The 23,315-nt window shown below is 61.2% G+C and carries 18 protein-coding genes and 1 tRNA gene; 11 read left to right on the top strand and 8 right to left on the bottom strand.

Going from position 1 to position 23,315, the window contains the following annotated elements:
- From G9X67_RS25300 to G9X67_RS25280, 5 genes are all read left to right on the top strand, one after another.
- Positions 1-879, top strand: a complete 879-nt coding sequence (locus G9X67_RS25300; protein ID WP_064653678.1) for a carbohydrate ABC transporter permease — start codon at positions 1-3, stop codon at positions 877-879.
- Positions 879-1,976, top strand: a complete 1,098-nt coding sequence (locus G9X67_RS25295; RefSeq protein ID WP_171599951.1) for a Gfo/Idh/MocA family oxidoreductase — start codon at positions 879-881, stop codon at positions 1,974-1,976. The genes G9X67_RS25300 and G9X67_RS25295 overlap by 1 nt, the downstream gene beginning before the upstream one ends.
- A gap of 32 nt (positions 1,977-2,008) precedes the next feature.
- A complete protein-coding gene (gene ugpC / locus G9X67_RS25290; RefSeq protein ID WP_138332058.1) occupies positions 2,009-3,085 on the top strand; it encodes a sn-glycerol-3-phosphate ABC transporter ATP-binding protein UgpC in 1,077 nt (358 codons plus the stop codon).
- Between the two features lie 70 nt (positions 3,086-3,155).
- Positions 3,156-4,031: a phosphotransferase gene (locus G9X67_RS25285; RefSeq protein ID WP_171599950.1), complete on the top strand. Its 876-nt coding sequence runs from the start codon at positions 3,156-3,158 to the stop codon at positions 4,029-4,031.
- On the top strand, positions 4,032-6,482 hold the full coding sequence (locus G9X67_RS25280; RefSeq protein WP_171599949.1) for an FAD-dependent oxidoreductase: 2,451 nt from the start codon (positions 4,032-4,034) through the stop codon (positions 6,480-6,482).
- 10 nt (positions 6,483-6,492) lie between these two features.
- On the opposite strand, the gene G9X67_RS25275 is transcribed toward G9X67_RS25280, so the two are convergent.
- Together G9X67_RS25275 and uxaC are read right to left on the bottom strand one after the other, a co-directional pair.
- Positions 6,493-7,950: a mannitol dehydrogenase family protein gene (locus G9X67_RS25275; protein ID WP_171599948.1), complete on the bottom strand. Its 1,458-nt coding sequence runs from the start codon at positions 7,948-7,950 to the stop codon at positions 6,493-6,495.
- Entirely contained in the window at positions 7,947-9,362 is a 1,416-nt protein-coding gene (gene uxaC, locus G9X67_RS25270) for a glucuronate isomerase (protein WP_171599947.1), read from the bottom strand. Before uxaC ends, G9X67_RS25275 begins: the two co-directional genes overlap by 4 nt.
- A 180-nt stretch (positions 9,363-9,542) precedes the next feature.
- Here uxaC and G9X67_RS25265 point away from each other — a divergent pair, with 180 nt between their 5' ends.
- Complete coding sequence (locus G9X67_RS25265; RefSeq protein ID WP_138332062.1) at positions 9,543-9,752, top strand: SlyX family protein; 210 nt, start codon at positions 9,543-9,545, stop codon at positions 9,750-9,752.
- A gap of 56 nt (positions 9,753-9,808) precedes the next feature.
- Here G9X67_RS25265 and G9X67_RS25260 read toward each other — a convergent pair whose 3' ends face one another.
- On the bottom strand, positions 9,809-11,290 hold the full coding sequence (locus G9X67_RS25260; protein ID WP_171599946.1) for an NAD-dependent succinate-semialdehyde dehydrogenase: 1,482 nt from the start codon (positions 11,288-11,290) through the stop codon (positions 9,809-9,811).
- A 66-nt stretch (positions 11,291-11,356) separates the two neighbouring features.
- The gene (locus G9X67_RS25255; protein WP_138388530.1) at positions 11,357-12,637 is read right to left on the bottom strand and encodes a 4-aminobutyrate--2-oxoglutarate transaminase; all 1,281 of its coding nucleotides are present in this window, start codon (positions 12,635-12,637) and stop codon (positions 11,357-11,359) included.
- Between the two features lie 169 nt (positions 12,638-12,806).
- Between G9X67_RS25255 and G9X67_RS25250 the strand changes: the two genes are divergently transcribed.
- From G9X67_RS25250 to G9X67_RS25240, 3 genes are all read left to right on the top strand, one after another.
- On the top strand, positions 12,807-13,616 hold the full coding sequence (locus G9X67_RS25250) for a MerR family transcriptional regulator (RefSeq protein WP_138332065.1): 810 nt from the start codon (positions 12,807-12,809) through the stop codon (positions 13,614-13,616).
- Between the two features lie 204 nt (positions 13,617-13,820).
- Complete coding sequence (locus tag G9X67_RS25245) at positions 13,821-14,447, top strand: ribonuclease D (protein ID WP_025396583.1); 627 nt, start codon at positions 13,821-13,823, stop codon at positions 14,445-14,447.
- A gap of 230 nt (positions 14,448-14,677) precedes the next feature.
- Positions 14,678-16,237, top strand: coding sequence for a hypothetical protein (locus tag G9X67_RS25240; RefSeq protein ID WP_171599945.1), 1,560 nt, complete (start codon positions 14,678-14,680; stop codon positions 16,235-16,237).
- Positions 16,238-16,314: 77 nt separating this feature from the next.
- Here G9X67_RS25240 and rpsA read toward each other — a convergent pair whose 3' ends face one another.
- The 3 genes from rpsA to aroA form a co-directional block, all read right to left on the bottom strand.
- The gene (rpsA, locus tag G9X67_RS25235; protein ID WP_003544285.1) at positions 16,315-18,018 is read right to left on the bottom strand and encodes a 30S ribosomal protein S1; all 1,704 of its coding nucleotides are present in this window, start codon (positions 18,016-18,018) and stop codon (positions 16,315-16,317) included.
- A 176-nt stretch (positions 18,019-18,194) separates the two neighbouring features.
- Positions 18,195-18,842: a (d)CMP kinase gene (cmk, locus tag G9X67_RS25230; RefSeq protein ID WP_138332067.1), complete on the bottom strand. Its 648-nt coding sequence runs from the start codon at positions 18,840-18,842 to the stop codon at positions 18,195-18,197.
- Positions 18,843-18,909: 67 nt separating this feature from the next.
- A complete protein-coding gene (gene aroA, locus G9X67_RS25225) occupies positions 18,910-20,268 on the bottom strand; it encodes a 3-phosphoshikimate 1-carboxyvinyltransferase (protein WP_171599944.1) in 1,359 nt (452 codons plus the stop codon).
- Positions 20,269-20,544: 276 nt separating this feature from the next.
- Here aroA and G9X67_RS25220 point away from each other — a divergent pair, with 276 nt between their 5' ends.
- Both G9X67_RS25220 and G9X67_RS25215 read left to right on the top strand, forming a co-directional pair.
- The gene (locus tag G9X67_RS25220; protein WP_011649932.1) at positions 20,545-20,928 is read left to right on the top strand and encodes a TIGR02300 family protein; all 384 of its coding nucleotides are present in this window, start codon (positions 20,545-20,547) and stop codon (positions 20,926-20,928) included.
- Between the two features lie 149 nt (positions 20,929-21,077).
- A tRNA-Ala gene (locus tag G9X67_RS25215) sits at positions 21,078-21,153 on the top strand.
- Positions 21,154-21,908: 755 nt separating this feature from the next.
- On the opposite strand, the gene G9X67_RS35105 is transcribed toward G9X67_RS25215, so the two are convergent.
- Entirely contained in the window at positions 21,909-22,511 is a 603-nt protein-coding gene (locus G9X67_RS35105) for a hypothetical protein (protein WP_138332070.1), read from the bottom strand.
- Between the last annotated feature and the right edge of the window lie 804 nt (positions 22,512-23,315).

The raw sequence follows: 23,315 nt of genomic DNA, 5'->3' as shown, positions 1-23,315 counted from the left end.
ATGACCGCTTCCGTCACTGCGGCCAGGCCGCCATCCGACATCACCAAACGCAGCCTGCCGGCGTCGCTCATCATCCACGCCCTGCTGATCGCCGCTTCGCTCCTCATGCTCTATCCGCTGTTATGGATGGTTTCGGCATCGGTCAGGCCGGAAACGGAGATCTTCTCGTCGACCTCGCTCATCCCGTCGTCGATCGATTTCTCCTCCTATGCGCGCGGTTGGGTCGGCCTCGATGTCAGCTTCGGCCGGTTCTTCTGGAATTCGCTGGTCATCTCGGTGCTCGTGGTGACGGGCAATGTCATCGCCTGTTCGCTGACGGCTTTCGCCTTTGCGCGGCTGCGTTTTGCCGGCCGGAATTTCTGGTTCGCGATCATGCTCGGCACGTTGATGATCCCCTATCACGTGACGCTGATCCCGCAATATGTGCTCTTTCTCGATCTCGGCTGGGTCAACACAATCCTGCCGCTTGTCGTACCGAAGTTCCTGGCAAGCGATGCCTTCTTCATCTTCCTGATGGTGCAGTTCTTCCGCGGTATTCCGCGTGAATTGGACGAGGCGGCGATGATGGACGGCTGCAGCGCTTGGCGCATCTATTGGAAGATCATGCTGCCGCTGTCGCTGCCGGTGCTGGCAACGGCCGCCATCTTCTCCTTCATCTGGACCTGGGACGATTTCTTCGGTCCGCTGATCTACCTGAACGACATGAACACCTATACGATCCAGCTCGGCCTGCGCACCTTCGTGGATTCCACCAGCGCATCGGATTGGGGCGGTTTGTTCGCCATGTCGACCCTGACGCTCGTGCCGGTGTTCTTCTTCTTCCTGTTCTTCCAGCGCCTGCTGATCGAGGGCATCGCCACGACGGGCATGAAGCGTTGATGGCGATGACGGGAAAGAGCGACATGAGCATCAGAACGGTCGCGATCGTCGGCTGCGGTATCGGCCGCTCCCATATCGTCGAGGGTTACCTGCCGCATTCCGACAAGTTCAAGGTCGTGGCGATCTGCGACCTGAACGAGCAGCGCATGGCAGCGGTCGGCGATGAGTTCGGCATCGAACGGCGCACCACCTCTTTTGCGGAACTGCTGGCCGACGACACGATCGACATCATCGATATCTGCACCCCTCCCGGCATTCATCTGGAACAGGTGGTCGCGGCACTTGCTGCCGGTAAACATGTCGTCTGCGAAAAGCCGCTGACGGGCTCGCTTGCCGCCGTCGATACCATCATGGCAGCAGAAAAGACCGCCAAAGGCGTACTGATGCCGATCTTCCAGTACCGTTACGGCGACGGCATCCAGAAGGCCAAGCGGATCATCGACGCCGGTATTGCCGGCAAGCCCTATACCGCTTCGGTCGAAACCTTCTGGCTGCGCAAGCCGGAATATTACGCCGTGCCTTGGCGCGGCAAATGGGCGACGGAACTCGGCGGCGTGCTCGTCACCCACGCCCTGCATCTGCACGACATGCTGATGCATCTGATGGGTCCGGCGGCAAGGGTCTTCGGCCGCGTCGCCACCCGCGTCAACGATATCGAGGTCGAGGATTGTGCCTCCGCCAGCCTGCTGATGGAAAACGGCGCCTTTGTCTCGCTTTCCTGCACGCTTGGTTCGCAGGAACAGATTAGCCGGCTCAGGTTGCACTTCGAGAATGTCACTTTCGAGAGCAGTCACGAGCCCTATACGCCCGGCAAGGACCCCTGGAAGATCATCGCCGCGAATGACGACGTGCGCGAGCAGATCGACAGGGTGGTTGGCGATTGGCAGCCGGTCGCGCCGCGTTTCACCACGCAGATGGGCCAGTTCCACGCTTTCCTCAGCGGCCATGCGCCGCTGCCGGTGACGACAAAGGACGCCCGCCGCGCGCTGGAACTCGTCACCGCCATCTACCAGTCTTCCGACAGCGGCGCTGACGTGTCGCTGCCGGTCGGTCCCGATAGTCCGAAATACGCCGATTGGCGCGCAAGAACGAAGTAACCGACAAAATAAAAAGAGAGGGTTTTGAGAAGATGGCAACCAGTGTCGTTCTTCAGAAGGTCGAGAAGCGCTACGGCGCGATGGATGTGATCCATGGCATCGACCTGACGATCGATCCCGGCGAATTCGTCGTTTTTGTCGGCCCCTCCGGCTGCGGAAAATCGACCCTTCTGCGCATGATTGCCGGCCTTGAGGAGATTTCGGGCGGCGCGCTGCTGCTCGACAGCGAGCGCATGAACGAGGTGGCGCCGGCCAAGCGCGGTATCGCCATGGTTTTCCAGTCCTACGCGCTCTATCCGCATATGTCGGTCTACAAGAACCTCGCCTTCGGCCTGGAGACGGCGGGTTACAAGAAGGCAGAGATCCAGCCGAAGGTGAAGCGCGCCGCCGAAATCCTGCAGATCGAGAAGCTGTTGGAGCGCAAGCCGAAGGCGCTCTCCGGCGGCCAGCGCCAGCGTGTCGCCATCGGCCGCGCCATCGTGCGTGAGCCGCGCATCTTCCTGTTCGACGAGCCGTTGTCGAACCTTGACGCCGAACTGCGCGTGCAGATGCGCGTCGAGATCTCCCGCCTGCACCGCAGCCTCGGCAATACGATGATCTATGTCACCCATGACCAGGTCGAAGCCATGACGATGGCGGACAAGATCGTGGTGCTGAATTCCGGCCGCATCGAGCAGGTCGGCGCGCCGCTCGATCTTTACAACAACCCGGCCAACCGCTTCGTCGCCGGTTTCATCGGCAGTCCGAAGATGAATTTTCTGAAGGCGCGCATCGAGCAGGTCGGCGAGACCGAAACCAGCATCCATGTCTGCGGCAATTCCGTCCGCCTGCCACGCCGGCTGAAAGGCGGGGCGGGAGAGGAGGTCACCTTCGGCATCCGTCCCGAGCATCTTTCGCTGGCCGATGGCGCAATCACGCTCTCGACCGTCAACGTCGATCTCGTCGAAAATCTCGGCGGCGCCACCATGCTCTACACCACCACGCCGGATAACCAGCTCCTGACCGTCGCGCTTGACGGCCAGCAGAAGGTGGAGCGCGGCGCCAATGTGAAGGCCTCCTTCGATCCGGCCCGCTGCCACGTCTTCGATGCCGCCGGCAAGACGATCTAAGCGCGCCGCTGCTTGACATCAGATCCTCCTCTGGCCCATCATTTCGGGAGGGGCCGCAGGGGGATCAAGCATGACGCCTGAAGATAGGATTCATGCGCTTGGCATCTGGCAGGGCCCGATCGAAATCTCGCCGATAGCAGGCGGCATCACCAACAGGAATTATCTGGTCAGCGATGCCGTCGCGCGCTGCGTGGTCAGGCTCGGCAGCGATATTCCGATCCATCACATCAACAGGCAGAACGAGCTTGCCGCAAGCCGTGCCGCCCATGCAGCCGGCATTTCGCCGGCGGTCATCCACCATTCGCCGGGCGTCCTGGTGCTCGAATATATCGAGGCGAGAGCGCTTTCGCCGGAAGATATCAGGACACCGCAAATGCTGGCCCAGGTCGTGCCGCTGGTCCGCGCCTGCCATCGCGACATTGCCCGGCATTTCCGCGGCCAGGCTATGATCTTCTGGGTCTTCCACGTCATCCGCGACTACGCCGCCAATCTGAAGGTGTCGAAGAGCGCCTATCTTCCGCTGCTGGCGGGGCTCGTCGGCAAGGCTGATATGTTGGAAGAAGCGGCAGGACCTTTCGAGATCGCCTTCGGCCATAACGACCTGCTGGCCGCCAACTTTCTCGATGACGGCAAACGGCTCTGGCTGATCGACTGGGACTATGCCGGATTCAACACGCCGCTTTTCGATCTTGGCGGATTGGCCTCCAACAACGAACTCTCGGAAGCGGCCGAGCGCGCGATGCTGGAGACCTATTTCGACCGGCCGCTGACCGATAATCTCAGCCGGCGCTATACCGCGATGAAATGTGCCTCGCTGCTGCGCGAGACGCTCTGGAGCATGATTTCGGAAATCCATTCCACCATCGATTTCGATTACGCCGGCTATACGTCCGAAAATCTCGCGCGCTTCGAGCGCGCCTATCAAGCCTTTGAACAGGACCAATAAATGACGAAGGAATTACCGAAGACGGCGAAAGCCGTGGTCATCGGCGGCGGCATCATAGGCTGCTCGACGGCCTATCATCTTGGCAAACTTGGCTGGACCGATACCGTCCTGCTGGAGCGCAAGAAGCTTACCTCGGGGACCACCTTCCACGCCGCCGGCCTCGTCGGCCAGCTGCGCACCAGCGCCAACATCACCCAGCTTCTCGGTTATTCCGTCGATCTCTACAAGCGGCTGGAGGCGGAAACGGGCCTCGGCACCGGCTGGAAAATGAATGGCGGCCTGCGCCTTGCCTGCAATGAGGAACGTTGGACCGAGGTCAGGCGCCAGGCGACCACCGCCCAGTCCTTCGGCCTCGAAATGCAATTGCTGACCCCGCAGGAAGCCTTCGATCTCTGGCCGCTGATGACGGTCGACGATCTCGTTGGCGCTGCCTTCCTCCCGACCGACGGCCAGGCCAATCCCTCCGACATCACCCAGGCGCTGGCAAAGGGCGCCCGCATGTCGGGCGTTTCGATCTTCGAGGATATGGAAGTCCTCGACCTCGAAATCGACAAGGGAAAGATCCGCGCCGTCGTTACGGCGCAAGGGCGCATCGAATGCGAGCGCGTCGTCGTCTGCGCCGGCCAATGGACGCGCGCCTTCGCCGCCCGCTTCGGCGTCAACGTGCCGCTCGTCTCCGTCGAGCATCAATACATCATCACCGAATCCTTCGGCGTGCCCTCCAACCTGCCGACGCTGCGCGATCCCGATCGCCTGACCTACTATAAGGAGGAGGTCGGTGGCATCGTCATGGGCGGCTACGAGCCGAACCCAATTCCCTGGGCGAAAAGCGGCATCCCCGAAGGTTTCCACTACACGCTGCTGGACAGCAATTTCGACCATTTCGAACAGATCATGGAACAGGCGCTCGGCCGCGTTCCGGCGCTGGAAAACGTCGGCGTCAAGCAGCTGCTGAACGGCCCGGAAAGCTTTACGCCGGATGGTAACTTCATTCTCGGCGAGGCACCGGAGCTGAAGAATTTCTTCGTCGGCGCCGGTTTCAACGCCTTCGGCATCGCTTCGGCCGGCGGCGCCGGCATGGCGCTTGCCGAATGGGTGACGAAGGGCGAACCGCCCTATGATCTCTGGCCGGTCGATATCCGCCGTTTCGGCCGGCCGCATTTCGATACCGACTGGGTGCGGACACGCACACTCGAAGCCTATGGCAAGCATTACACCATGGCCTGGCCGTTCGAGGAACATTCGAGCGGCCGCCCTTGCCGCAAATCGCCGCTCTATGACCGGCTGAAGGCGCAGGGCGCCTGTTTCGGCGAAAAGCTTGGCTGGGAGCGGCCGAACTGGTTTGCCGATCTCTTCGCCAACGAGGAGCCGAAGGATGTCTACAGCTACACCAGGCAGAACTGGTTCGACGCGGTCGGCCGCGAGCATAAGGCCGTGCGCGAAGCGGCCGTCATCTTCGACCAGACCTCCTTTGCCAAATTCGTGCTGAAGGGCAGGGATGCCGAGGCAGCGCTATCCTGGATCGCCGCCAACGATGTCGCAAGGCCTGTGGGATCGCTTGTCTACACGCAGATGCTGAACGACAAGGGCGGCATCGAATGCGACGTGACGGTCGCCCGCATCGCCGAGAACGAATATTACGTTGTCACCGGTACCGGCTTCGCCACCCATGACTTCGACTGGATCGCACGCAATATCCCGGCGGCGATGCATGCCGAGCTGGTCGACGTCACATCCGCCTATTCCGTGTTGTCGCTGATGGGACCGAATTCCCGCGCCGTGCTGGAAAAGGTAACGGGCAGCGACGTCTCGAATGCAGCCTTCCCCTTCGGCAAGGTCAGGACCGTCGGCATTGCAGGCTGCCCCGTGCGGGCCCTGCGCATCACCTATGTCGGCGAGCTCGGCTACGAACTGCATATTCCCGTTGAATATGCGACCACGGTCTATGACGTGCTGATGGCATCCGGCGGCGAGCTCGGCCTCGTCAATGCCGGCTACCGCGCCATTGAGAGCTGCCGCCTGGAAAAGGGTTATCGCGCCTGGGGGTCGGATATCGGTCCCGACCATACGCCTGTTGAGGCCGGTCTCGGCTGGGCGGTGAAGATGCGGAAGAATATTCCCTTCCGCGGCCGTGAGGCGATCGGGCAGCAGCTTGCGGGAGGCGTCAAGAAGCGCCTCGCCTGCTTCATTCCCGAGGATGCCGATGCCGTGCTGCTCGGCCGCGAAACGATCTATCGCGACGGCAAGCGCGTCGGCTGGCTGTCGAGCGGCGGCTTCGGTTATACGCTGGGCAAGCCGATCGGCTACGGCTACGTCCGCAGCCCCGAAGGGGTGACGGAAGAGTTCGTCCTCTCCGGCACCTATGAGCTTGACGTCGCGCGGGAACGCATCCCCTGCAGGGTGTCGCTGTCGCCGCTCTACGATCCGGATATGGCGCGGGTGAAGGCGTAGCGGCTGCTGCCTAGAACAGCGGCAAGCGGTCGTCCTGGATCAGGATCTCCAGCTTGTCAGCCACATCCTGCGTCCAGGCTCGGTGGCCTGTCAAGGCCGCCGGGAAGAGTCCCGGAAGGGTGAAAAGAGCCGCCGAGATCGCGAGGCCGGTGCGCGGGATATCGGCGATCAGAGCGGCGATTTCGCCAGCCCTGGGATCGCGCAATTCGTAGCGCTCGCCGTTGCCGTGCTCGCCGATCGCATAGCGCATCCATGCGGCAACAGCGATCGCATAGGTCTCTGCCCTGTCGCCATGCGCCAGTGCCTCGGTTGCCGGTTCCAGCAGCCGCTGCGGCAGTTTCTGCGTGCCGTCCATGGCGATTTGATAAGTGCGGTGTGCGATCGCCTTGTTTGCAAAGCGCGCTATCAATTCGCTGGCATAGTCATCGAGATCGATGCCGGGAACTGCATCGAGTGTCCTCGCCGCTGCATGCATGTGGCGGTAGGCAAGGGCTGCCAGGGCTTCATCATCCATCACGTCGCGGATGAATTCATAGCCGCCGATATAACCGAGATAGGCAAGCAGCGAATGCGCGCCGTTCAGCATCCGCAGCTTCATCTTCTCGTAGGAGGAGACCTCCTCGACCATCAGTGCGCCGCGCACCTTTTCCCAAGCCGGCCGGCCATTGGCGAAATGGTCTTCGATGACCCATTGCGTAAAGGGTTCGGTCTCGATCGCCGCCATATCCGTGCGGCCCGTCAGCCGTTCGGCATCGGCATAGGTCGCCTCGGTGCTGGCCGGCGTGATGCGGTCGACCATCGTCGACGGGAAGGGCACATTCGCCTCGATCCAGCGATGCAGGTCGGGATCTATGCGGGAGGTGAATTCCAGCACCAGGCGCTTCAGCACGGCGCCGTTGCTCGGCAGGTTGTCGCAGCTCAGCGGCGTGAAGGGCGCGATGCCCTTCTGCCGGCGGCGGGCGAGGCCTTCGACGAGATAGCCGATGACGCCGCGCGGCGCATGCCGGTTGGCAAGGTCGGCGACGATGTCGGGGTGTTTCAGGTCAAGGCCGCCGGTTGCGGGATCGAAACCATAGGCCTTTTCCGTCACCGTCATGCTGACGATGCGGATATCGGGGTCTTCGAGCCGCGCCAGCAGGCCGGCCGGATCGCGCGGCGCCACATGTGCCTTCAGGATCGAGCCGACCACCTCAGCCGTCGTGCCTGAGGTATCGCGGATCAGCGTCGTATAGAGCCCGTTCTGGGCGCTCAGATTGTCGGCAACATCGGGCGTGCGCAGGCTTGCCACCTCGATGCCCCAGTCGCCGCCTGCGGCTGCGAGCGCGCCGTCCGTGAAGGGTGCGAAATGGGCGCGGAAGAAAGCGCCCGGGCCGAGATGCAGGATGCCGGCCTTCAGCGCATTCCTGTCATAGGCGGGAAGTTTCGCCGTCGGCGCAAGGCCGGTCAGGTTTTGTAGTCTATCGCTCACAGCTTGTAGGCCTTTTTCGCATTGTCATAGGAGAGTTCGCGCGCGACGATCTCGGCTTCCTTCTTGGAAATCCGGTGCTCGGCGGCGAGCTGGGCAAGGAAGCGGCAAACTTCGCGGCGCCAGACGTCATGCCGCGCGGGGATCGAAAGCAGCGCGCGCGTATCGTCGTTGAAACCCGCCATATTGGCAAAACCTGCCGTCTCGACGACTTGGTCGAGGTAGCGGCGGATGCCGTTCGGGCTGTCGTAGAACCACCAGGGCGGGCCGATCATCAGGCAGGGCCAATGGCCTGCCATCGGCGCCAGCTCGCGTGCATAGGTCGTCTCGTCGAGCGTGAAGAGCAGCACACGCAAACCCGGTGCGTGGCCATATTTTGATAGCAGCGCATTCAAGCCGCCGACCCAGTCCGTGCGTGTCGGGATATCGGCGCCCATATTGGGGCCTCGGGTCGAGAAAAGTCCGCGGTCGGTATTGCGTCTGGAGCCGGCATGGATCTGCATCACCATGCCGTCCTCGGCCGAAAGCCCGGCCATCTCGGTCATCATCTGGCCGCGGAAGAGCTCGGCCTCTTCAGGCGAAAGCGGACCCTTCAGCGCCTTGTCGAGCAGCGCCTGTTTTTCCGCAAGCGGCAGGTCGGCGGTGAAGGCGGTGGGCACGCCGTGATCGGTCGCGGTGGCGCCGAACTGGCGGAAATAGGCGCGCCGGCGCCGATGCGCCTCGATCAGGCTGTCCCAGCGCGTGACCTCGGTGCCGGTGATCTCTCCGAACTTGATGAGATTGTCGCGGAAGCCGACGGCATCGGGATCGGTGACACTGTCCGGCCTGTAGGTGGTGCGCACCTTGCCGATCCAGCCGTCGGCCGCCATCTTCTGGTGATGCGCCAGAGGATCGAGCGCTCCATCCGTCGTCGCGATCGTTTCGATGCCGAATCGCTGATGCAGCGCCCGCGGGCGGAATTCCGGAAGGGCAAGCTGGGCATTGATATGGTCGTAGAGCGCATCGGCATTATCAGCCGTCAGCGGCTCGGTGCAGCCGAGCACGGCCGACATGGCGTGGTCGACCCAGAGGCTCGAAGGCGTTCCGCGGAAAAGATGATAATGCGCGGCAAATGTCCGCCAGATCGCCCGTCCCTCAGCCACCGGCTTGCCGTCGAGCCGCGGCACGCCGAGCTCGTCCAAGGTGACGCCGACGCTGTGCAGCATCCGGAAGAGATAGTGATCGGGAATGACCAGCAACGAGGCCGCATCTTCGAAGGGCCTGTCGTCGGCGAACCAGGAGGGTTCGGTATGCCCGTGCGGGCTGACGATCGGAAGATTGCGCACCGTCTCGTAGAGGTCTCGCGCGATGGTCCGTGTTGCCGGATCAGCCGGAAAAAGCCGGTCCGGATGAAGAAAGCCGTTTCCTGCATCCATCAGTATTCCTCCCTGATGGATAACGGCCTACCCCACAACATCAGGCGCGGCAAGGTCTTTTAGTAACCAAACGGTACAGTTTTGCGCATGGCCGCGCCGGGCATGGAAAGCATTGACGAGGTGGCCTATTTCCGCTTTGGGAGAACCATCTGTTCTGCCGGTTTCGGCAAAGGAGGATCGATGTCCGACGAGACGAACCACATCACCCGGCTGGAAGAAATGCTGGCCCACCAGGCAAAGGCGATTGAAGAGCTTTCCGATCAGCTCGCCGAGCAATGGAAGACCGTCGAGCAGATGCGCACCAAGCTCGACCGGCTGACCGAACGCTTCCTGTCGCTGGAGGAGCAGTCGCTGGACGCGCCAGCGATCACTCGCCCGCCGCATTATTGACGACACGCGGCGCAATGCCGCGTGTCGTTGGGTGTCTTGCGCCATGAGACGGCGGATCAAACGCCGCCGATGCAGAGATATTTCATTTCCAGATAGTCGTCGGCGCCGTGCCGCGAGCCTTCGCGGCCAAGGCCGGATTGCTTGATGCCGCCGAAGGGCGCCGTCTCGGATGACATCAAGCCGGTATTGATGCCGATCATGCCGTATTCCAGCGCTTCCGCCACCCGCCAGACCTTCTTCAGATCGCCGGCGTAGAAATAGGCGGCGAGGCCGAACTCCGTGTCGTTTGCCTGTTGAATGACATCCTCGACCGTGTCGAAGCGAAAGAGCGGTGCCACCGGCCCGAAGGTCTCCTCGCGCGCCACCTTCATGCCGCGCGCAACGCCGGTCAGCACCGTCGGTGTGAAGAAGGTGCCGGCGCCGTCGATGCGCTTGCCGCCGGTCAGCACCTTGGCGCCCTTGGCAAGCGCGTCGCTGACATGATCTTCGACCTTGGCAAGGCCTTGCTCGTCGATCAGCGGCCCGATCACGACACCCGGCTTAAAGCCGTCGCCGACCGACATCTCGGTGACCTTGGCGGCAAGCTTGGCCGCGAAGGCGTCATAGACGTTCGACTGGACATAGAGGCGGTTGGCGCAGACGCAGGTCTGGCCGGCATTGCGGTATTTGGAGGCAATCGCGCCTTCGACGGCAGCGTCGAGATCGGCATCGTCGAAGACGATGAAGGGCGCGTTGCCGCCGAGCTCCAGGCTCACCTTCTTGATCTGGTCGGCGCACTGCCGCATCAGGATGCGGCCGACCTCCGTCGAACCGGTGAAGCTGATCTTGCGCACTTTTTCATTGCCGCAGAGCTCGCGGCCGATTGCCGGGCCGTCGACCCCGACGATGACGTTGAAGACGCCGGCCGGAATGCCGGCCTGCTCGGCGAGTACGGCAAGTGCGATCGCCGTCAGCGGCGTCTGTTCGGCGGGCTTCGAGACCACGGTGCAGCCGACGGCAAGCGCCGGGGCGATCTTGCGGGTGATCATCGCCGCCGGGAAATTCCACGGCGTAATCGTGCCGACGACGCCGACCGGCTGCCGGATGACGAGCATCCGTTTATCGTCGGAAGGCGCGGGGATCGTCTCGCCGTAGATGCGCTTGGCTTCTTCCGCATACCATTCGATATAGGCCGCGGCATAAAGGATCTCGCCGCGCGCTTCCGGGAACGGCTTGCCCATTTCGGCGGTCAGGATCGCGGCGAGTTCGTCGGCATTGACGACCATCAGGTCGAACCATTTGCGCAGGATCGCGCTGCGCTCCTTGGCCGGACGGGCAGCCCAGCCCGGCTGGGCGGCATGGGCTGCATCGATCGCCGCCCGCGTCTCTGCCGCACCCATATCGGGCAGCGAGGCGAGCAGCTCGCCGGTTGCCGGGTTCAGCACGTTGAAAGTCTTTGTGGCATCGCCTGATGTCCAGACGCCGTCGATATAGCCGGCATCGCGCAGCAGGGGCGAGGAGAAGGGAACGTGCTTGGTCAGTGCGCTGGTGAAAGCCATGTCATATCCTCCTTGGGAGTGTGGCTGCCGGTTGCCGGCAGCCATTGAAATCCGGTTCGGGTGCGCTTAACGGCCCGCGCTCGCTTCCAGCATCGAGGCTTCGAGAATATCGAGCGCTTCGCCGAAGATCTCGTCCTGGATGGTGATCGGTGCAAGAAAGCGGATGACGTTTCCGTGGACGCCGCAGGTGAGCAGGATCAGGCCCTTGTCGAGCGCGATCAGTCGCACCTGGTTGGCGAATTCCGAGCTCGGCAGTCCCGTCGTCCGGTCGTTGAATTCGACGGCGTTCATGAAGCCCGGTCCGCGGATATCGACGATCTCCGGCACCGTCTCGCGCAACGATTCCAGCCGCTGCTTCAGCCGTCCGCCAAGCTGGTTGGCGCGGTTGCAGAGATCTTCATCGGCAATGACGTCGAGCACGGCGTGGGCAGCGGCGATCCCGAGCGGATTGCCGCCATAGGTACCGCCGAGCCCGCCCGGTCCCGGCGCATCCATGATCGCGGCGCGGCCGGTGACGGCGGCGAGCGGAAAGCCGCCGGCCAGGCTCTTTGCCATCGTCGTCAGGTCGGGCGCCACCTCATGATGGTCCATCGCGAACATCCTGCCGGTGCGGGCAAAACCGGTTTGCACCTCGTCGGCGATCAGCAGGATGCCGTGCTGGTCGCAGAGCTCGCGCAGCGCCTTCATGAAGGCGGCAGGTGCCGGGTAGAAGCCACCTTCGCCCTGCACCGGCTCGATGATGATGGCCGCGACGCGCTGCGGATCGACATCGGCGGCGAAGAGCTTCTTCAGCGCCGCCAGCGACTGATCGGCGGTGACGCCGTGCAGCTCGACCGGGAAGGGAATATGGAATACGTCGCCGGGCATGGCGCCGAAGCCGACCTTGTAGGGCACGACCTTGCCGGTCAGCGCCATGCCCATGAAGGTGCGGCCATGGAAGCCGCCGCCAAAGGCGATGACGGCCGAGCGGCCGGTTGCGGCACGCGCGATCTTGACGGCGTTCTCAACCGCTTCGGCGCCCGTCGTAACGAAAATCGTCTTCTTCTCGAAATCACCAGGCAGCAGCGCGTTCAGCCGTTCGGCAAGGTGCACGTAGCTTTCGTAGGGCACCACCTGATGGCAGGTATGGGTGAACCGGTCGAGCTGATCCTTGACCGCTGCGATGACCCGGGGATGGCGGTGGCCGGTATTGAGAACGGCGATGCCGGCGGCGAAATCGATGTAGCGGCGGCCCTCCTTGTCCCAGATCTCCGCATTCTCTGCGCGATCGGCATAGATCTGAGTGGTCATGCCGACGCCGCGTGAGATAGCGGCGTTCTTCCGGTCGGTAAGGCTTGTCGCGGTCATCGATGGCTCCTGCGTTGAGAGGGGGTGGAAAGCTATCTTGTATAATTTCTGCAAGATGTATATAAAACTCCTACATTTTTCCTGCAAGAAAACAAGCGGCATTTTTTGCTTCAAACATCACGCTTTTTGATGGAGGTTCTGGGGCGATTAGAATCGGGGATAGTTTCGGATGAACGATAACGGGCCTGTGCGCTACAAGGTGGCGGAAGCCGCGCGGCTGGCGGGCGTTTCGGCCTCGACGCTGCGCCTCTGGGAAAGCCAGGGCCTGGTGGTTCCCGGCCGTTCGGAAACCGGCCATCGGCAATACAGCGCCGACGATGTGGCGCGGCTGAAGCGCATTTCCTGGTATCGTGTCGAGCGGGGCCTTAATCCCGCGGCAATTCGCGAGGCGCTGGAGAGCGAGGAGCCTTCCGCCGACGGCGCCGAGGCAAGCCAGGATGCCGGCCTTGGCCGCAAGCTGCGCAGCCTGCGCCATGCGAGCGGCAAGACACTCGATCAGGTGGCCGGCGACATCGGCGTCACCTCGTCGACACTCTCGACGCTGGAGCGCACCTCGCAGGGCGTCAGCTTCAAGACGCTGCACGATCTGGCAGACTATTACGGCACCACCGTCTCCCGCCTCTCGGGTGAGGAAAGCGGGGAGGTGCCGGCGCTGGTGCGCGCCGGCGAATGGCGCAGGTGGCCGGAAACGACGCCGGGTGTCGCGGTGCAGCTTCTCGCCGAAGGCCGCCGGATGATGGACTGCCATCGTTTCGTGCTGGCGCCGGGTACTGCCAGCGAGGGCGCCTATCGCCACGAGGGCGAGGAATTCATGCATGTTCTGTCCGGCCGGCTCGAACTGGTGCTCGACGGCGATCAGTTCTTCGATCTCGGCCCCGGCGATTCACTCTATTTCGAAAGCCGCCGCGACCATTCCTGGCGCAACCGCCACGATGGTGAAACCGTGCTTCTCTGGATCAACACGCCGCCGACATTCTGAACGGCTAAGGACGCAAGGCGCTCCAGCAGCAGGAAAGCGGTTTCGCACTCTGCGCCTTTGCGCTATAGCGCTGCTGCATAATTCCTTAAATCGGAATCGATTTAAGGATAAAATTATGCAGCCATCAAAGTGCTACAGCGTCCTTTGCGACTCTCGAAAAGACGTGCGGCGCTGTAGGGGATGCATCGAACGAAAGACAGTCTCATGGCAGCGACCATACGTTATCACGAAGGCGATATTTCCGCGGCCGATGCCGCCCGCTACACCGGCGCGATTGCGATCGACACCGAAACGCTCGGCCTGGTGCCGCGCCGCGATCGGCTCTGCGTCGTCCAGCTTTCGCCGGGTGACGGCACCGCCGATATCATCCGCATCGCCGCCGGTCAAAAAGAAGCACCCAATCTCGTCGCCCTGCTCGAAGACCCCACCCATCAGAAGATCTTTCATTACGGCCGTTTCGATATTGCCGTGCTCTTCCATACCTTCGGCGTCACGACGACCCCGGTTTTCTGCACCAAGATCGCCTCGCGCCTGATCCGGACCTATACAGATCGCCACGGCCTCAAGGACAATCTCAAGGAGATGCTCGACGTCGACGTCTCCAAGGCGCAACAATCTTCCGATTGGGCGGCCGAGAGGCTGTCTCCGGCCCAGCTCGAATATGCCGCCTCCGATGTGCTTTATCTGCATGCCTTGCGCGATAAGCTGACGGAACGCCTGATCCGCGACGGCCGCTATGATCATGCGACGGCCTGCTTCGAATTCCTGCCGACCCGCGCCAAGCTCGACCTGCTCGGCTGGGAAGAGGCCGATATCTTCGCCCACAGCTAAGCGAATTGCCTTCGTTCTGCGTTTGCTAGTAACCGGGCGGCAGACTTGTCTGCGGCCGTTAGCGATTCATTAACGCCTGTTTATTAACATTCCTGTTAATTTTTATGCATTCGATGACGCCGGAACTGCGTCATGCGGATAGGAGGATCTGCTGGGATGCAAGGGGACCGGATGAGCGCGGTCCTTTTCTAGAGCCTGCTTTCATCGTCACTTTACGAAAGGAGCATGCCATGTTGACTCCCGTTCGTGCAGCGTCCAATGCAAGCTTTTCGTCCCAGGGTCAGACAGCGGCGATCGTCGCCAGTGGTCTCGGCCACTCGGTGATTGCCCCTGCGCCTGTCAACGCCGTCGAAGCCGCAGACCTCAATTCCGCCATTGCCGGCAAGCTCAATATTCTGCTCCTTGCGGCGCGCGAGCGCATGGTCGAAGCCCTTTTCGATGTCATCGATGCGGCAGGCCGCTCGATCTCGCTGGATCGTGGCGAGGACGAGAGCAATCTTGCCTTCGCCTCTCGGCTCGCCGATGCCATCCGGCGGCTGCCAACCGCCAGGATCGACGAGGTCGAGCGCCAGCTCGCCGAGAATGGGCATAGCGTGCCGCTCCGGACGATCGCCGAGGCCCTGAAGAACCCGACAGGCCCTGAAGCCGCTCGCATCGTCGCCTATCTGGAAATCGTCCGCTATAAGGATCGCGATCTCGCCGCCCGCGCGGTCGTCCGCTCCTATGGCCAGAACGATGCATCGCCGATGCGCGCCGAAGCTCGCCCCGAGATCCGGCTGCCCGAGATAAGACTGCATGAGGACAGGCTGCCTGCCGCAATGCCTCAGCCGGCAGACACGGCGTCCGCGTTAGGCGATTCGCTGATCGAGGCCGCAGCTCCGGCGACCACCGAGGAAGCGGTCATCGCCGAAGCTGTGGAAGCTGCCGATCCGGAAGCGCCGAAAGCTGAAAACCAGGCTCAGTCCGCCCCGGCGACCACAAGGGAGGTCGTCCCGGAAAAATCTGCATCGCAGGAGATTGAAACCCGGCACCCCTCGTCGACGGAAGCCGCAGCAGCCGACGATACGCAGGCAACGCCGGAGCCGGCTGCCATCCAAACCGGTGCGATGTCGGAAAAGGTCGATCCTGTCATTCCCAGGAACTGGGCAGGAATTGTCGCCTCCATGACCGAAGAAGTCTCCGAGATAATCGCGACGATCATCCGCGAACAGGACGTCGAAACCGTGCTAGAGGATGTTCCCGTCGAGGCGGCGGTGGAGATCGATACGATCCTCGACGATGCCGTCATCAGCGATGCGACCGAAACCTTGACCAGGCAGCCCGCTGAATTCACCGCACCCGATGCTCGCCAGTCCGCAGCACTCCGCCTATCGCAGATGGATATTGAGACCGTGGCTGCGGCCGTCCGTCAGCCGAAAGAAATCTCCGCGCAACCGCAGATGATGCCGGTTCCCGAGACGGCCGCGGCTTCCTATGTGCCGTTGGCGGCAAGGATGCCGGAGGGATTTGCCTATACCCAGCTGCCTTACCAGTTCGCCAAGGACACGCCGTCGAACGACAAGGCAGGCGAAACGCATCACCAGCATCAGCACCACCGCGACGACGCGTCCGAGGATCAGCAGCAGGCGCAGTCCGGCGGCGAGGATGCCGAGCCCGACGCCGAAGAAACCGACGCCGCACCCGAGCGGAGGACGCCAAGGATGATCGATACCGAACCGTCGGCCTATCAGGCAGGCGTGGCCACTGATCCGGTCTATGCGCTTTATCAGCGCATGGTCGGTTGGGAATAACACATTTCATCGCCTGAAAATGAAGAACCCGCCGGATCGCTCCGGCGGGTTCTTCAATTCAAAGGCGGATGCGAGGCTTATTCGCCGCCGCGGTTCTTCAGGGCTGCGCCCAAGATGTCGCCGAGCGAAGCGCCGCTGTCGGACGAACCGAACTGGGCAACGGCTTCCTTCTCTTCCGCAATCTCCAGAGCCTTGATGGACAGCATGATCTTGCGGTCCTTCTTGGAGAAGTTGGTGACGCGGGCGTCGAAGACCTGGCCGACCGAGAAGCGCTCGGGGCGCTGCTCGTCGCGGTCGCGGGCGAGGTCGGCGCGACGGATGAAGGAAGTGATGTCTTCGTGGTTGACGAGCTTCACTTCGACGCCGCCGTCGTTGACTGCGATGACTTCGCAGGAAACGACTGCATTCTTGCGCAGGTCGCCAGAAGCAGCGGCGTCGCCGACTGCATCCTTGCCGAGCTGCTTGATGCCGAGCGAGATGCGTTCCTTCTCGACATCGACGTCGAGAACGACGGCCTTGACGACGTCACCCTTGTTGAACTCCTCGATGACCTGCTCGCCTGGACGGTTCCAGTCGAGGTCGGAGAGGTGCACCATGCCGTCGACATCGCCGTCGAGGCCGATGAACAGGCCGAATTCGGTCTTGTTCTTGACTTCGCCTTCGACTTCAGTGCCGGCCGGATGGCTGCGGGCGAATGCTGCCCACGGGTTTTCCAGCGTCTGCTTGAGGCCGAGCGAAATACGGCGCTTGGACGGATCGACTTCGAGAACGACGACTTCGACTTCCTGGCTCGTGGACAGGATCTTGCCGGGGTGAACGTTCTTCTTGGTCCAGGACATTTCCGAGATGTGGATCAGGCCTTCGATGCCCGGCTCCAGCTCGACGAATGCACCGTAGTCGGTGATGTTCGTGACGGTACCGGAGATCTTCTTGCCTTCCGGATACTTGGCCTGGATGCCATCCCACGGATCGCTCTCGAGCTGCTTCATGCCGAGCGAGATACGGTGGGTTTCCTGGTTGATGCGGATGATCTGAACCTTGACCTGCTGGCCGATGTTCAGGATTTCCGACGGATGGTTCACACGGCGCCATGCCATGTCGGTGACGTGCAGCAGGCCGTCGATGCCGCCGAGGTCAACGAACGCACCGTAATCGGTGATGTTCTTGACGACGCCGTCAACAACCTGGCCTTCTTCGAGGTTCTGAACGATTTCAGAACGCTGCTCGGCACGGGATTCTTCCAGAACCGTACGGCGCGAAACCACGATGTTGCCGCGGCGCTTGTCCATCTTGAGGATTTCGAAGGGCTGCGGATTGTGCATCAGCGGGGTCACGTCGCGGATCGGGCGAATATCGACCTGAGAACGCGGCAGGAAGGCGATCGCACCGTCGAGGTCGACCGTGAAGCCGCCCTTGACCTGGTTGAAGATCACGCCTTCGACGCGCTCGCCAGCTTCGAACTTGGCTTCGAGCTTGACCCAGCTTTCTTCGCGGCGAGCCTTCTCGCGCGACAGAACGGCTTCGCCAAGCGCGTTTTCGATGCGCTCGACATAAACTTCGACTTCGTCGCCGACCTTCAACAGGCCGTCCTTGGCGCGCGCGCCGAATTCCTTGAGCGCGATGCGGCCTTCAACCTTCAGGCCGACGTCGACAACGGCGACGTCCTTCTCGATGCCCGTGACGATGCCTTTGGTGACATAGCCTTCGGCCAGGTCGTTCTTGGCAAAGGACTCTTCGAGAAGAGCCGCGAAATCCTCGCGGGAGGGGGTAGCTACTGACATAAAATCTCCTGCGTGTCCTGAAACGGAAGCGGACACGTATGCGCCGGTTGGTTTGCGTTGAACGGGCCTGAACCCAGTCCGCCCTCTCTGACGAAGGCAATCCGGCGCTTGGACGGAATTTCAGGCTTGCTGTATTAGAAGCGATCCATGCTCAGAGCACGCAAAATCGCTTGAATTTAGGCATTTCGGCTCAAGACCGCATCGATGATCGATTGAGCAGCTTGAAACGCGGCCTCTATACTCATTTCCGACGTATCAAGCAAGTGCGCATCATCAGCTGGTTTCAAAGGGCTGTTGGCCCGTCCCATGTCGCGTTGGTCGCGCCGCTTGACGTCCTCGAAGATCGCATCGAAATCCGCCGTCAGGCCTTTGCCGAGGATCTCGTCATAACGGCGTCTTGCGCGGACTTCCGGCGACGCCGTTACATAGAATTTCACCGCCGCATCCGGGCAGACGACCGTGCCGATATCGCGCCCGTCGAGCACAGTTCCCGGCGCTTTCGCCGAAAACCGCCGTTGCGCCTCGACCAGCGCCCGGCGCACCGCCGGCATCACGGCAATCTTCGAGGCAGCTTCGCCGATCTCATGTTTGGAAAGTATATCGCGATCCAATCCAGCGAGTTCAACCTCTCTTGCGATCTTTTCTGCCACCGCCTCGTCGTCGAGCGGCAGGCCGGCATCGAGCAGCGCCTTGGCCGTGGCGCGATAGGTCAGGCCGGTATCAAGATGGTGATATCCGTAGCGCTCTGCGATGAGGCGCGAGAGCGTGCCCTTGCCCGCTGCCGCCGGGCCATCGATGGCGATGGTGAAGGTCTCGTTCGTCATATGATCAATCCTGCGACAGCGCCCGATCGCGGCGATCGTGTTCGCGGAAATGCGGAGGCTGGTACCATTATTCCGGCACCTCTTCGATCCTTGCCCCGAGACCCTTCATCAACGTCATGAATTCGGGAAAGCTGGTCGCGATCATCGCCGCGTCGTCGATCGTGACAGGATGCTCCGAGGCAAGCCCCATGACAAGGAAGCTCATGGCGATGCGATGGTCGAGATGCGTGCTGACCCTGTCGTCGGCGGCGTTACCGAGGCCCTTGCCGTCTGGCCGTCCGCGCACGATGAGAAAATCCTCGCCTTCGTCGCAGTCGACGCCATTGAGTTTCAGACCATCGGCGACGGCGGAAAGGCGGTCGGACTCCTTGACGCGCAGTTCCTCCAGCCCCTTCATGGTCGTCGCGCCTTCGGCGAAAGAGGCGGCGACGGCGAGGATAGGATATTCATCGATCATCGACGGCGCGCGGTCTTCGGGAACGGTCACGCCCTTGAGTTTGGAATGGCGCACGCGCAGATCCGCCACGTCCTCGCCGCCGGCAAGACGCGCATTCGCCACCTCGATATCGGCCCCCATCTCCTGCAGCGTCAGGATCAGCCCGGTGCGGGTCGGGTTCATCAGCACGTTGACGATGGTGATGTCGGAGCCAGGGACGAGCAATGCCGCAACCAGCGGGAAGGCGGTGGAGGAGGGATCGCCGGGAATGTCGATCACCTGGCCCGTCAGCCTGCCACGCCCTTCGAGCCGGATTGTGCGCGCACCCTCGCTATCGGTCTCGACGGAAAGGGCAGCGCCAAAACCCTGCAGCATCTTTTCGGTATGGTCGCGCGTCATCACCGGCTCGATGACGGTGGTGACACCCGGCGTATTGAGGCCGGCAAGCAGCACGGCCGATTTCACCTGGGCGGATGCCATCGGCACCCGATAGCGGATCGGGCTCGGCGTTCCCGGGCCTTTGAGCGTCACCGGCAGCCTGTCGCCCTCGGAGGCGCTGACCTGCACGCCCATTTCGCGCAGTGGATTGAGAACGCGACCCATCGGCCGTTTCGAAAGCGAGGCGTCGCCGATGAAGGTGGAGCGAAAGTCATAGGTGCCGACGAGGCCCATGGTCAGCCGCACGCCGGTGCCGGCATTGCCGAAGTCGAGCGGCGCGTCAGGCGCAAGCAGCGCGCCGTTGCCGGTGCCGTCGATCACCCATTGCGCGCCATCCTTGCGAATCCTGGCGCCCATCGCCTGCATCGCCCGGCCGGTATTGATCACGTCCTCGCCTTCGAGCAGGCCGGTGATCCGGGTTTCGCCGGAAGCAAGCCCGCCGAACATGAAGGAACGATGCGAGATCGACTTGTCGCCCGGAATACGGACGCTACCGGTAAGACCGGCGGATTTGCGGGCGGTGGCGGGCCTGGGCGCAGAGCCGTGCAGCATGGCGCAATCCTTTGCAAACGCAGTCTATTTTTGCCACAAGACAGGATTGGCCGGTCGCAATTCCCGTCCGCTTCTGCAGCTGTTGCGGCTCGTTAACATAAACGCGCCGGGCGGTCATCCGTCGGCTTGCCAAAAACCCCGCGCTCGGATCGCAAAGTTTGGCTTTGACATGGGAAGCCACAGCGATTAAGGGGACCGGCTTATAAATTCCGATGGAACGCCGGCTTGAACGGCATCTGCCGAATCTCATATTCGGCTATTCACACGAGGCTTATAGTGGCGAAAGCGGAACTTGGAACCAAGCGTACCGATCCGGAAACCGGCAAGAAGTTTTATGATCTGAACCGGGATCCGATCGTCTCTCCTTATACCGGCAAGTCCTACCCTCTGTCCTTCTTCGAAGAAACCTCGGCGATCGCCGAAGTTGCCGAGGAAGACGAGGTTGCGGAAGTCGATACTGAAAACACCGAAGTCGAACTGGTTTCGCTTGAGGATGCCGATGACGCTGCCTCTGGCGACGACATCCCCGATATCGGCGACGACGATGTCGAAATCGAAGGCGATGACGACGACGATACCTTCCTCACACCCGACGAAGATGACGATGATGACGACATGAGCGACATCATCGGCGTGACCGGCGACGAAGACGAAGTCTGAGACCGCATTTCGGCCCGGCGAGGAAAAAATTCTCCGGGCCAGATTTTTTAGGCTTGCTATCTCCGGAATCCGGAAGTAATAAGCCGCCACTCCGAAGGGCACGCCTTGAGGAGCATCCCAGGACCGGCCCTGAGCCGGACCACCTTGATGGGGCTATAGCTCAGCTGGGAGAGCGCTTGCATGGCATGCAAGAGGTCAGCGGTTCGATCCCGCTTAGCTCCACCAAAATTTTCTTAAAAACAAAGACTTGCTGAGCGCGATTCAGTTGATTTAACGCTGTGGGTTTGCTGGGGGAAGCACCTGGGAAACACGGCCGCCGGAGAATGCGTATTTTTTTGCGGCGCTTGTCGCTTTAGTTCCTCCTAGCCGGGTGGGCGATTCTCCGAGGGAAGCAATTTTGGTTGCTCGATATCTTTTTGCGGATGAAGCGGGCTGCTTCACGTTCAACAGAAATCAGAACGTAAGCCACCACTTCATCATCTGCACCGTGACGACGAATGATCTGAAAGTTGGAGACGCGCTACACAACCTTCGCCATCAACTTGTCTGGGAACGTGCGCAGATCGGCGATCTTTTTCCATGCTACTGAGGAGAAGCAAGCGATACGAGATCGGGTTTTCAAAACAATTTTGGAGCATGATTTCGAAATTCAAGCGACCGTCTGCGAAAAGGCAAAGGCGCAGCCTCAGGTAAGAGCGGATAAGGCGCGCTTTTACAAATACCCTTGGTACTACCATCTGAAGCACGGGATCGCACCTCATATCCCGGAAAATTCGCAGTTGCTAGTCACTACCGCTTCGTTGGGCACGAAAAGAAGGGCTAACTTTCACCAATAGCTTTGACGACGTGCTGTCGCAAACCGTGCGAGGTGCGAAGTGGGTCGTCGATTTCAGGCCTTCCCAAACGGACCCATGTCTGCAACTTGCAGATTATTGCGCGTGGGCGGTACAAAGAAAATGGGAACGCAACGACCTAGCCTCTTACGACCTAGTAAGGGATCGGATCTCATACGAGTACGAGCTTTGGAAGCACGGGAAGACCTGTACTACTGAGAAAAGTTGCAGGTCGCCATACCGGCAATCTTGGCTATCAGCCGCCACCCCGGCAGACACTGCCGCGTCAGCATATGCAGTCGTCGCAAGGCGGGTCGAATTATTGCCAGCAGCTTGCGTGGGGGCGGTCGGATTGCCGGCCAGCGCCGGACTTGCCAAAGGTGCCTTCAGTGCCAGGTCGGAGACGAGATTGACAATTGTCGACTGTGCCTGAGTACCGGTATGGTTGGCGCGGTCGAAAGCATCTGCGTGAATGTTCTGGGGATCGTATGTTGCCTCAGTCATAAGGCCGGTCGTATCGATGACCGCGGCAAACGTGTCAGTGAACGACATGATGGAATAGAGATTCTCGTCGCTGTTCCATGTGGCAAAGAACACCTTATCAGGATCAACAACCGCCGGAATCCGTATCAGGGAATTCCAATCGTAGCCAACGGCGACGTCGACGCCGCTCCTTTCCACCGCAATGCCAGCGCCCGGCAAGATTCTTGCTGGGAAGCGTCGGAGAACGCGCATGCTGATGCCGGCCATGTTCGACTGCTCCATTCTTGAATTTGCAGTCAATCATCGCAGGTTCTTGCCGCCATGAGCACTTGAAGTATCCGGAAATGTTTTGCAGCTAGGCTGACATAGCCTAAGGTTTTATAAGCGCTGCCGTCCCCGCCCGATGATGTGAGCAGGGCGCCGTCTTGAACATGCCTCTAGTTTGGCGGAGACGTACGGGATGATCTGCAAAATCGTCGCACTCTTCATTTTGACTGCCGGTGTTCTTGCAACGATATTTGCTAGTGCCGATGATCCATATGTGCCCACGCCCTGGCCAGAGATAAGCGCTCCAAAGACCTCCCGCTTGGTGCCGCCATCTGCGCCCTTGCCGTCTGACCGGTAGACGCACCGCATCGTCCCGCTGTTTGATTTCTACACCGTTCGTTGTTGACAGCGGCCGGTCGACCGTCAAGCAAACAGCAATGGTGACGAATCGCAGTCTTCTCTCAGAATTCGAAGGCCTTATCATCCTGCTTAAAGGTACGCCGAAACTCCTCCTCCCAAGGATCGAAAAATTTCTCGCCCTTCGGAGGTGGGGGTCTCGTGGGCCGTTCGTCTTCTTTATTCTGGTCTTTCAAATCGTTCATCGTCACCTTCTAGACAGACGAAGCGAAAGCGTCGACCATGCGCCCGGACACATTTGTAGACATCGATAGATTGTGTGATTGGACAGGATGCCGGCTCGCAAAATTTTAGTCACGAGGACGCGACCAGGCGGTCACCTACCCACGAAGGCTCCAACGGCAGCACCAAGAGACGCGCCGAATGTTATCCCGATTACAGCATCAT

Origin of the sequence: Rhizobium sp. WYCCWR 11152, assembly GCF_013087615.1 — a bacterium.
Taxonomy (GTDB): Bacteria; Pseudomonadota; Alphaproteobacteria; order Rhizobiales; family Rhizobiaceae; genus Rhizobium; species Rhizobium indicum.
This window is presented reverse-complemented; position numbering and strand designations above follow the sequence as displayed.